Source organism: Microbacterium sp. Leaf288, assembly GCF_001422925.1.
Classification (GTDB): domain Bacteria; phylum Actinomycetota; class Actinomycetes; order Actinomycetales; family Microbacteriaceae; genus Microbacterium.
Window position 1 is genome coordinate 1 of record NZ_LMNI01000005.1, and the last position, 10,661, is coordinate 10,661.

The 10,661-nt window shown below is 64.4% G+C and carries 10 protein-coding genes; 6 read left to right on the forward strand and 4 right to left on the reverse strand.

Features of this window, described 5'->3' with window-relative positions; genetic code table 11:
- Window positions 1-249: 249 nt before the first annotated feature.
- The gene (locus tag ASF40_RS04085; RefSeq protein WP_056366972.1) at window positions 250-1,203 is read right to left on the reverse strand and encodes a phosphotransferase enzyme family protein; all 954 of its coding nucleotides are present in this window, start codon (window positions 1,201-1,203) and stop codon (window positions 250-252) included.
- Window positions 1,204-1,357: 154 nt separating this feature from the next.
- Here ASF40_RS04085 and ASF40_RS04090 point away from each other — a divergent pair, with 154 nt between their 5' ends.
- From ASF40_RS04090 to ASF40_RS04100, 3 genes are all read left to right on the forward strand, one after another.
- Window positions 1,358-2,713 carry an NAD-dependent succinate-semialdehyde dehydrogenase gene (locus ASF40_RS04090; RefSeq protein ID WP_056366974.1) on the forward strand — a complete coding sequence of 452 codons (1,356 nt, stop codon included), beginning with the start codon at window positions 1,358-1,360 and terminating at the stop codon, window positions 2,711-2,713.
- Window positions 2,664-4,070 carry a histidinol dehydrogenase gene (gene hisD / locus ASF40_RS04095; RefSeq protein ID WP_235560133.1) on the forward strand — a complete coding sequence of 469 codons (1,407 nt, stop codon included), beginning with the start codon at window positions 2,664-2,666 and terminating at the stop codon, window positions 4,068-4,070. Before ASF40_RS04090 ends, hisD begins: the two co-directional genes overlap by 50 nt.
- Window positions 4,071-4,221: 151 nt before the next feature.
- Entirely contained in the window at window positions 4,222-5,010 is a 789-nt protein-coding gene (locus ASF40_RS04100) for a DeoR/GlpR family DNA-binding transcription regulator (RefSeq protein ID WP_056366978.1), read from the forward strand.
- Between the two features lie 170 nt (window positions 5,011-5,180).
- Here ASF40_RS04100 and ASF40_RS04105 read toward each other — a convergent pair whose 3' ends face one another.
- Window positions 5,181-5,942: a helix-turn-helix transcriptional regulator gene (locus ASF40_RS04105; RefSeq protein ID WP_082496867.1), complete on the reverse strand. Its 762-nt coding sequence runs from the start codon at window positions 5,940-5,942 to the stop codon at window positions 5,181-5,183.
- Between the two features lie 155 nt (window positions 5,943-6,097).
- Between ASF40_RS04105 and hxlB the strand changes: the two genes are divergently transcribed.
- Both hxlB and hxlA read left to right on the forward strand, forming a co-directional pair.
- Window positions 6,098-6,682, forward strand: coding sequence for a 6-phospho-3-hexuloisomerase (gene hxlB, locus ASF40_RS04110; protein ID WP_082496868.1), 585 nt, complete (start codon window positions 6,098-6,100; stop codon window positions 6,680-6,682).
- A gap of 68 nt (window positions 6,683-6,750) precedes the next feature.
- Window positions 6,751-7,374 (forward strand): 3-hexulose-6-phosphate synthase, encoded by a 624-nt coding sequence (gene hxlA, locus ASF40_RS04115; RefSeq protein ID WP_056366987.1) that lies wholly within the window; start codon window positions 6,751-6,753, stop codon window positions 7,372-7,374.
- Window positions 7,375-7,621: 247 nt separating this feature from the next.
- Here hxlA and ASF40_RS04120 read toward each other — a convergent pair whose 3' ends face one another.
- Window positions 7,622-7,987: a winged helix-turn-helix transcriptional regulator gene (locus tag ASF40_RS04120; protein WP_056366988.1), complete on the reverse strand. Its 366-nt coding sequence runs from the start codon at window positions 7,985-7,987 to the stop codon at window positions 7,622-7,624.
- A 101-nt stretch (window positions 7,988-8,088) separates the two neighbouring features.
- Here ASF40_RS04120 and ASF40_RS04125 point away from each other — a divergent pair, with 101 nt between their 5' ends.
- The gene (locus ASF40_RS04125; protein ID WP_056366989.1) at window positions 8,089-8,844 is read left to right on the forward strand and encodes a nuclear transport factor 2 family protein; all 756 of its coding nucleotides are present in this window, start codon (window positions 8,089-8,091) and stop codon (window positions 8,842-8,844) included.
- 183 nt (window positions 8,845-9,027) lie between these two features.
- On the opposite strand, the gene ASF40_RS04130 is transcribed toward ASF40_RS04125, so the two are convergent.
- On the reverse strand, window positions 9,028-10,449 hold the full coding sequence (locus ASF40_RS04130; RefSeq protein WP_056366990.1) for an APC family permease: 1,422 nt from the start codon (window positions 10,447-10,449) through the stop codon (window positions 9,028-9,030).
- Window positions 10,450-10,661: the final 212 nt, after the last annotated feature.

Sequence of the window (10,661 nt, forward strand, 5' to 3'; positions counted from 1 at the left end):
CACTCTGGCCAGGCGTGAACCCGTTGATCATGGGCATAACTGAAATCCGATCCAATCCGCGAACAAAGACCCATCACCCCATCAACAACGCCGCCGCAGCCACGTCATACCGCAACGCATAGTCACTGCGGAACGGTTCTGCCGCTGCCACCTCGCGGCCGTTCAGCAGCACCATGCACTCTGGCCAGGCGTGAACCCGTTGATCATGGGCATAACTGAAATCCGATCCAATCCGCGAACAAAGACCCATCACCCCATCAACAACGCCGCCGCAGCCACGTCATACCGCAACGCATAGTCACTGCGGAACGGTTCTGCCGCTGCCACCTCGCGGCCGTTCAGCAGCACCATGAGCGCTCGGGCTCGCACGAGATGGCCGAGGTCGACCAACTCAGAGTTCGACGGCGGATCTTGATGCTTTGCGAGCTCCGTCATGTACAGATCGAGCAGCTCGCTCTGCGCTATCCCGCGGTCGTGCAGCTGCAGATAGCACAGCGCGATGGCGATGTCAGCGAGCTGGGTGCCCACGACAGCGTCACCGAAGTCGATCAGTCCCGTCACCGCACCATCGGTGCACAGCACGTTGGACAAGTTGAAATCGCCGAAGATGAACTGCTCGGCGGTGTAAGGACTCCCGGTCTTCGACTTGTCATTGACGGATGCGACGCCGGCAAACACCTCTTCCGCGAGTTTACGAATGTCCGGTTCGAGGTAACGCTCGAGCTGGTAGTCGGCGGGGCGGAAGGAACCGAGGTCCCACGGACGCGGATATGCGTGCGTGTCGACGCTGGGTCGAAAGTCGCCGTACTGCTTGGCAGACCTGTGCTGAAGGTACGCAACCTCTCGGATCAGCGAGTCCGTCAGCTCCACCTCGGAAATCGACGCGCCTCGCTGAAAGGTCATGAGCATCGTCGTCGCCGGCCCATCATGCGTTAGGAACTCGCCCGCTCTATTGGCGATCACGTCCGGAACGAGACCCCGCAGCTCAGGCTCCTCGCGCAGACGCAACTGAGCCTCGGCCTGCAGCGTGAGGCTCCATCGACCGAACTGATCCGTGGTGGTCTTGGCGACCACCGTGGTGCGGGAGCTTTCGACGATCGCGGTCAGATCCGCCTCGGACGGCACCTCGCGAAACGACTCCACAGAGCCGACGCCGTACGCCCGCTCGATGACGTCGTGTACATAGTGCTCCGAAGCGATCATGCGTCTCGCCCTCTCTTCCTTGACCGGTGAGACCTCTTGACGCACTCTACGACAGGACGCATGATTGTTTCAATCACATTTTGTGATCATTCTGTTCTCACAACGAAACCCCGGCACTGCTGCCGCTTAGGCGTTGCTGCCAAGAAGGACTGACATGGGTAAGTACGCCGTGATCGATCCGGCGACGCGTACGATCGTCACCGCTCACACCGACGCCACCGCCGTCGAAGTTGAGGTCGCGCTCTCGTCCGCGCACGAGACATATAACCGCTGGTCCCGCCGGACTTCCATTGCCGACAGGGCGAAGCTGGTCGGACGCGCCGCCGAGCTGCTGAGGGAGCGCGCCGACGAGTTCGCCGCGATCATCAACCGCGAGATGGGTAAGCCCGTCACAGATGGTCGGGAAGAAGTGTTGTTCTCCGCAGACATCATGCGCACCTTCGCTCAACGGGCGGAGGAGTGGCTTTCCGACGAGGACATTCAGGCGGAGGACGGGCTGCGCACCGTCATCCGGCGACAGGGTATCGGCGTGATCCTCGGAATCATGCCGTGGAACTACCCCGTCTATCAGGTCGCGCGCTTCGCCGCCCCCAACCTCATCGTGGGCAACACGGTGATCGTCAAGCACGCCAACCAGTGCCCCGACTCGGCACTGGCGCTGGAGACCCTGTTCCGTGATGCAGGGTTCCCTGACGGCGCCTACGTGAATGTCTTCGCCACCCACGACCACATCTCCACGATCATCGCCGATGACCGTGTTCAGGGTGTTTCGCTGACGGGTTCTGAGCGTGCCGGGGCGATCGTCGCCGAGCAGGCCGGTCGCCACCTCAAGAAGTGCGTCCTGGAGCTCGGCGGGTCGGACCCGTTCATCGTCCTGGACACTGAGGACCTTGACGCTGCCGTCCGCCACGCAGTCTGGGGTCGTATGAAGAACTCGGGCCAGTCGTGTACCGGTTCGAAGCGGTTCATCATCATCGACCGTCACTACGAGGAGTTCGCCGGCAAGTTCAGCCAGGCACTGTCCACCCAGTCGCGCGAGAACGGCGACTACGGGCCACTTGCCTCCGACGATGCCACGAGCACTCTCGTGGCGCAGGTGCAGGGCGCGATCGAACAGGGTGCAGAGCTGATTGTGGGCGATAACGCCCCAGACGGGAACTTCTACCGACCCGGCGTACTCGTCAACATCAGCCCTCAGATGGACGTGTACTCCCAGGAACTCTTCGGTCCGGTCGCCCAGCTCTACCGGGTCTCGAGCGACGAAGAGGCCATCGAGCTGGCGAACTCGTCACCCTACGGCCTCGGGTCAGTCGTGATTTGCGACGACCTCGACCGTGCTGAGCGAGTCGGCGAGCAGTTGGAAGTGGGCATGGTCTACGTCAACGCCGCCGGGCTGGATGGCGCCGACGTGCCGTTCGGTGGGGTCAAGAAGTCCGGCTTCGGCCGCGAACTGGGCCGCCTTGGCATCGACGAGTTCACCAACAAGAAGATCTACCGGTACGGCCGCTAGAAACCGAGACGAAAGAGACACCGCAATGACTTCAACCGCCGTCGAGTATTTCAAGGGCACCGGCGCCAGCCGCGCGTCCTCATCGGTGGATCCCGCCGTGCAGGAGACGGTCCGAACCGTGATCCGGGACGTCCGTGAGCGGGGCGACGCAGCCGTACGCGAGTACTCCGAGAAGTTCGACCGTTGGTCGCCTGACTCGTTCAAACTGGACGCCGATGACATCGACCGGATCGTCGCGACCGTCCCGAGCCAGGCGCTCGAGGACATCATCGAGGTGCAGCGTCGAGTGCGCGACTTCGCGAAGCGTCAGCTGGATTCCCTCACCGACTTCGAGGCCGAAACCGAGCCGGGCGTGTTCCTCGGGCAGAAGAACATTCCCGTATCGGCCGCCGGTGCTTACGTTCCCGGTGGACGCTACCCGCTCGTCGCGTCTGCGCACATGACCGTGGTGACGGCGAAGGTGGCGGGCGTTCCCCGCGTCACTGCCTGCACCCCGCCCATTCGCGGAGAGATCCCTGCCGCCACGGTGGCGGCGCTGCATCACGCGGGCGCCGACGAGATCTTCCTGCTCGGCGGAACCCAGGCTGTCGCCGCCCTCGCCGTAGGCACCGAGACCATCGGGCGCGTGGACATGATCGCCGGCCCCGGTAATGCATACGTCGCAGAGGCCAAGCGTCAGCTCTACGGCGAGGTCGGCATCGACCTGTTCGCGGGCCCCACCGAGGTGCTGATCATCGCCGACGAGTACGCTGACCCGTTCATCGTCGCAGTCGACCTGCTCAGCCAGGCGGAGCACGGGCCCGACTCCCCCGCCGTCCTCATCACCACCTCGCATCTGCTTGCCGCACAGGTCAGCCGGCACATCGACCAGATCCTGCCCGGCATGTCCACACGGGATTTCGCAGAGGCCGCCTGGCGCGACCACGGCGAGATCCTGGTCGTCGACTCGCTGAACGACGCCTACCGGGTGGCTGATGAGTACGCCTTCGAGCATGTGCAGATCCTCACGGAGAACCCGCGCGAGGCCCTGGAGAAGATGACCCAGTACGGAGCACTCTTCCTCGGCGAAGGCACGTGCGTCTCGTTCGGTGACAAGGTCATCGGAACCAACCACACCCTGCCCACCCGTAAGGCCGCCCGCTACACCGGCGGACTCTGGGTCGGCAAATACATCAAGACCGTCACCTACCAGGAGGTGCGCTCGGAAGACGCGAGCGCGGAACTCGGACGCCTTCTCGGTCGCGCTGCCCGCGTCGAGTTGTTCGAGGGGCACGCCCGCTCGGGCGACGTGCGAGCGTCCAAGTACGGCGGCGACGCGCTTTCCTGGGCTCCGGAGGGCGCCCTCAACAAGGCGTAAGCCCGACCTGCCACCCGCCCGGGGGCGCCGTGCCTATCGAGGACCGGCGCCCCTGGCGCGGTAGGGTTTGACGTTGTTGCACGCCGGCGGTGGGCGCAGCGACTGGCGACAGTATTCTCGAGCACAGTGGAGACTGAACGGGGGATCGCGCTTGGCGACGCAGATTGAGCGGCTTGACCTGCTTCGGGCGGAGCTGCGGGAACGCGGCCGCGTGAACACAGCGGAGGCAAGCGAGCGCCTGGGGGTGACATCGCTGACGCTGCGGCGCGACATCATCGCCTTGGAGGCTGAGGGCTCAGCCATCCGCGTGCACGGCGGCGCAATCGCCCCCACCAGTCGCAGCTTCGAGCCACCGCTGGCCGAACGGCTGCGCAGCAACAGCGAGCTGAAAGCGGCCATGGCCGCCAAAGCGATGCAGCACATCCGGCCGGGGATGAACGTCGCACTCGACTTCGGCACCCGCATCTTGGCGTTCGCCCAGGAGCTCCGCCAGCACCCGCTGAGCCTGGTGATAGCGCCCAGCAGCCTCGAATCGGCTCGTATTCTCGGCGCGGACCCTCACTTCCGCGTCATGATCCCGGGCGGATTCGTGGGTCCCGGCGATTTCAACATCTACGGCAGCGAGACTGAGGCGTTCTTCTCTCGGCACCGGTGGGACCTCTGCGTCTTGACCGTCGCCGGACTGGATGCCGACTCGCTGCTGCTCAGCGACCTCAAGCCGGAGTACGCATCGGTCAAGCGGGCGATGTACGAGTCGTCAGACGCCGCGCTGATCCTCGCCGAACCCCGCCACATCGGCACCAGGTCTTTCGCGCCTATCGCCACGGCGCGACCAGGCGACGTGCTTATCACCAGTGATCACTCCCCCTCCGAGGCGTTGCGGGCACTCGCCACCAGCGGACTCAAGGTGGAGACGGTTCCAGACTCAGCCGACGACTGACCGGTCGCCGGGGTGACCAGCTCGCGCTCATCACTCGATGACCGCGCGGGCGGACCGGGTGACCTGTTTCCGGCCATCGAATCAGCCGCGAAAAGCGGCAGGTTCCCCCACAGATGCCCGCTTGGATGCCTACCGATTCGGATAGGTGACGTCGTCTAGATGGATAGGAGTCAGCTCCGGACCAGGGCGACCAATTCCGTCCGCGAGTTCGCGCCAGACTTATGCAGCAAGTTCGACACGTGAAACTTCACGGTGTTCTCGCTGACGCCAAGCGTCTGTGCGATCTCGCGGTTACGGCGCCCCGCGACTACCAGCCGCAGGACATCCCGCTCGCGAGGGCTGGCGTCCATCGCTCTCGGAAGGGCTTCCGAGTCGGCGGGCGGATCGAGGGGCAGACAGATGTCGATCTGCGAGCCCCACCCGGGTGTTGACGCGACTGCTAGACGGCCGGCGATCGCGGTAACCTGCTCGGCGACCGGGCGAAGCGCGTCGTCGTGGACGGACAGGTCGCCGCGGCCATCATCACGGATCGCAATTAACAGGTGTAGGCCGTCACAATCCCACTGGATGCGCACTCGGCTCGGCTCACCACGATCAACAATGGCGAGGACTGCCGTACGCACGATGGCTCGCGCGGCGTGCGCGATCTCTCCAGGAAGTGCGCGCCCGCTTGCGGGCGGCTCCACGAACTCCACGTCCAGTTCGCTATAGCGCACGAGTGGCCGCAGGTCGCCCTGCAGTCGTCCGAACGCTCCAGCGACCGGCTCGAGCGCAGCAGTCTGTTCGTCGCTTTGCACGCGCAGGCCAACCAGCGCCCCGGCCGCGACGTCCACAGCCATGGTTCGTGCCGCGCGGTCGTCTAGCCGCGGCGAACGCAGCGTCGCCAGTAGCGTCTCGAGCGTCAGTGCATGTCTGTCACGCTGCTCCGCCATCGCGCGAGCGTGGTCCGCTGCGGCGCGGCGGGAGGCCGCGCTGGATGGAGTAGCCGAGGACACGAGACCATCCTATCGGGAACCATACTTTCGATTAGGTTAGACGGTCCGCCGGGAGGATTTCGTTCGCGAGCACGATGGGTGACGCTGGGGCGATGCCGATAACCGCCGCCACCATCTCTCCCGCCGCCGCCATCTCGCTTGTCGCTAACGAGGTGCTGCGAGCGTCTGAGCGCGCGGCCGTCGTGAGCTCCCACCAGCTCGACGCCCTGTGTAATCTTCTCATCTCGGCGGACCGAGTGTTCGTCAGCGCTGCGGGGCGGTCCGGGACTGCACTGCGCATGACCGCTATGCGCTTGATGCACCTCGGCCTCGACGTACACGTTGTTGGCGACGTCACGACTCCGGCCATCGAGGCAGGTGACGTGTTGCTTACCGCAAGCGGATCCGGCGGGACGGAGTCGGTCGTAAGAACAGCGCAGCTGGCTGCCAATGCGGGGGCGCACGTCGGTGCCATCACCGCGACGGTTGGGTCGCCCCTGGCCCAGATCGCCAAGGTTGTCGTCGTGGTTCCGGCCGCTCAGAAGCTCGACCGCACTGCTTCGGCTTCGGAGCAGTACGCAGGAAGCCTGTTCGAGCAGGTCGTGGTCCTCATCGGTGACGGCCTGTTCCATGCGCTCTGGCATCGCCAGGGTTCGAGCGCCGAAGGCCTCTGGGCCCGGCACTCAAACCTCGAGTAGCTCGACCCGAGTAGCTCGACCCCCTGATCGCCGGCAGGCGACAGCATCCACCCTCTATCGGAGTACTAATGAAACTGCAGTTCGCCATCGATACCACTAGCACGGAGAAGGCGCTGGAACTCGCCGCCGCCGCGGCGGCGTACGTCGATATTCTCGAGCTCGGCACCCCGCTCATCAAGAGCGAAGGTCTCGCCGCGATCACCGCCTTCAAGTCGGCGCACCCTGACAAGGTCATCTTCGCCGACCTCAAGACGATGGATGCCGGCGAGCTCGAGGCCGACATCGCTTTCGAGGCCGGAGCGGACCTGGTGACCGTGCTCGGCGCTGCGGATGACAGCACCATTGCGGGCGCCGTCAAGGCCGCACAGAAGCACGGCAAGGGCATTGTCGTCGACCTGATCGGCGTCGCTGACAAGCCGGTCCGCGCGAAGCAGGTCGTCGCGCTAGGCGCTGAGTTCGTCGAGGTCCACGCCGGTTTGGACGAGCAGGCTCAGGACGGTTACTCGCTCGACACACTGCTGCGCGCGGGTGAGGCATCGGGCGTCCCGTTCTCGATCGCAGGTGGCGTGAACGCCTCGACGATCCGCTCGGTCCGCGACGCCGGCGCGAAGATCGCCGTGGTGGGGGGAGCGCTTTACGGGGCACCCGATGTGACCGCCGCGGCCGCGGAGCTGCGTACAGCCATCGGCTGAGCAGTCCGTGACAGACGGGTCGTGGCCTGGGGAATCCGACATTCCTGGGCCACGATCCTTTTGGAGGAGCGCTCCTCCCCCTTGAGCCCGCATGGGTCGCCGTCGGTGCCCGCCGCAGACAACCGATCCCGCCCGGGAGTGCTTCCGCCTGTCGACAACTTTCGTAGTCAGCGACCGACTCTACGAACCCGAGCCGGTCATGGGGCAGTGCTAGCGCTCGCGCTGAACCGCGCTAGACAGCCTCTTCTCACGAGTGCGTGTCGTACTCATCCCGGGCCGCGCCGATCTCGCTCATATGCTCCGTCGCCCAGACCTCCAGCGCGTGTAACGGTTCGCGAAGCGACTGGCCGGCAGCAGTCAGTTCGTAGTCCACGCGAGGCGGGATCTGGGGTGTGATCGTCCGGGTCACCAGTCCGTCCCGCTCGAGACCGCGCAGCGTCTGGGTCAGCATCTTCTGCGAAATGCCGTCGACTCGCGCCCTCAGCTCGCTGTACCGCAGCGGCCCCTCGCTGAGCGAGCCGACCACGAGAACAGTCCAGCGATCTCCGATCCGGTCCAGCACTCGGCGTGTGGGGCAGTTCCGGTCATACGGGTTCCACACCGACTCCGACATACCAGACTCCTCGTTACGCACCGAAAGGTGCCTACTTCCCACTAGGTGATGACTCTCTTAGGGTAACTCATGGCTGATCAACCAATCTTGAGGAGAGTGTCATGACCGCCAAAGAAACCGTGCTCACCGCTGTGGACTCGCTGTTCGTGGAGAAGAATCCCGCTGCTGTGGACGAGTATTTCGGCCCCACCTACATCCAGCACTCCACCCTCGCCGCTGACGGCGTCGAGGGGCTTCGGGCGCTCGCCACTACTCTCCCCGCCGGCTTCGGGTACCAGCTTGTGCGGGTTATCGCCGAGGGTGACCTCGTCGTCCTCCATGGCATCTACAGCGGATTCGGCGCGGACCGCCTCGTCGCCTTTGATGTCTTCCGAGTCGACGGGAACCGCGTAGTTGAGCACTGGGACTCGCTGGTGCCGGTCGTTTCTCGAACGACGAGCGGCCGCAGCCAGATTGACGGGCCAGAAGCAGCTTCTGACGCTGAGCAGACGGCAGCCAACAAGGCGCTAGTCGCAGACTTTGCCCAAAAAGTGCTCGTGGAAGCTGACTACACCGCCCTCACGGACTACATCTCCACGCAGACGTACGCACAGCACAACCCGGACGCGGCCGACGGCCTTGAGGGCTTCGGGGCTGCCGCTTCGGCATGGGCCGCCGATGGGAAGCTCCTCACCTACAAGAAGGTTCATCAGATCGTCGCTGAAGGAGACTTCGTGTTCACGCGCGCGGAGGGCGAGTTCGGCGAGCCTGTCATCTACAACGACCTGTGGCGCGTGGAGGACGGCAAGATCGTCGAGCACTGGGATGTCATTGCACCGATTCCCGGCGAACTGCAACACACGAATGGTGTCTTCTGACACACGCTGTCCGCCTCTCCCCGCGTCGCGGGAAGCAATGGACTCCGCGCTCGGGACGTCGCGCAGCGGTGACCGACCACCGGTTGAAAGCTGGCGACGCTGGAGATAGTGATAACGGGCGGCGTTCATGTCAGAACGCCGCCCGCTACCGTTGCGGAGCCCAGCACGCTCCGCATGTCCCGGTTAGAAGCCGGACAGGGTGCGGACGGGCTTGCGGAAACCCCGCGTCACGATTGCTAGCACGATTACGCCAAGCACGAACCATCCGGCACCGATGAGCTTTGCGGTCGCGTCGAGCGAGATCCAGAGGGCGAAGTTGACCGCGACGCCCAATACCGGGAGCACTCCGTACCGAAGGATTGCCTTCGTTCCGCGCTGGCGCTCATGGAAGAGGAACTGAACGAACACGCAGACGTTCACGGACATGAACGCGATCAGAGCCCCGAAGTTGACGATCGAGGCGACGGAGTTAAGGTCACCGAACAGCGCCAACACACCGATGCCTCCGATTACGCAGATGGAGACCACCGGCGTGCGGAATCGCGGACTCACCCGGCCCAGCACCGACGGCAGCACTCGGTCGCGACCCATGGAGAACAGGATTCGCGCCCCTGCAGAAAGGCCCGCCAGTGCGGATGCGACAGCTCCAACGATGAAGATCACGGTGAAAATCACGTTCATCGCAGGACCGGCGATCCTGAGCACCAGCTCCGTTGACGCGACGTCCGGGTTGTTCATCTCGAGCCACGCATTGGGCCACGCCAGTTGCATCAGATAGGACATGAGCACGAAAACTGTGCCGGAGATGCCACACGTCCAGAGCACCGCGCGGCCGACCTGTCGCTTCGGGTCGCGCGTCTCCTCAGCGAACGTCGTGATCCCATCGAACCCGAGGAACATCAGGCAGAGGATGGATGTCGCTGCGAGGAGGCCCGAGATACCGGCGTCGGGGTTGTTGAGCGCGTCGACGGTGAACAGCCCGGACAGGTCGAACACTGCGGTTGGGCCTCCCTCCGAGACGATCGAAGTCACGAGGTAACCGGCGAAGACGAGGAGGAACAGCACTCCGACGCCCGTTGCGACGAGGCTCACCTTGGCGGACTCACTCACTCCCTTGATCGCCAAGCCGACGATCAAGACAAGCGAGATCATGCTCCAGCCCCAGTCCGACACGACGGGTACAGCCTGGTGCATGTAGAGGCCGATGAGGACGAATCCGAGCAAGGGCAGGATCAGATAGTCCAGGAGAACCATCCACCCGATGATGAAAGCCGGCGCGGGATGGATGACCTTGGACACGTAAGTGTAGACCGAGCCTGCACCGACGAACTTCCGTGACAGTGCCGCGTAACTGAGCGCAGTGAGTGTCATCGCGAGCGTGGCGATGAGGAAGGCGAGCGCCATCATGCCCTGCGTCATCTGGGTCGCAAGCCCGTAGAAGATGAAGACGCCGATCAGGTTGACGTACGCCAGCCCGAATGCAACGAGTTGCGGAGTGGTGAGGATACGGCGCAGGTGCGGCTCAGATGCTGCAGGATCCGTGGTGCCACTCTCGCGGCGTGCGTCAGACACGGGGGCTGTCGGTTCGGGTATGGCGTTGGACATGGGGCGCTTCCTTGCGTTTGTTCGGGTATGTGCCGCTACGACCGCGAGGGGATGTTCGCGTGGGCGGCGACGTCGTGGAGGGCGGCGGTGTAGGCGTTGTTGAACCAGGTGAGGTCTTCGGGTGAGAAGGTGAGGGGCGGTCGGATTTTGAGGACCTGGCCGGCGGCGGCGAGTGCCTCACCTCGGACTGGCACATCGGGCGGTCGTTCCAC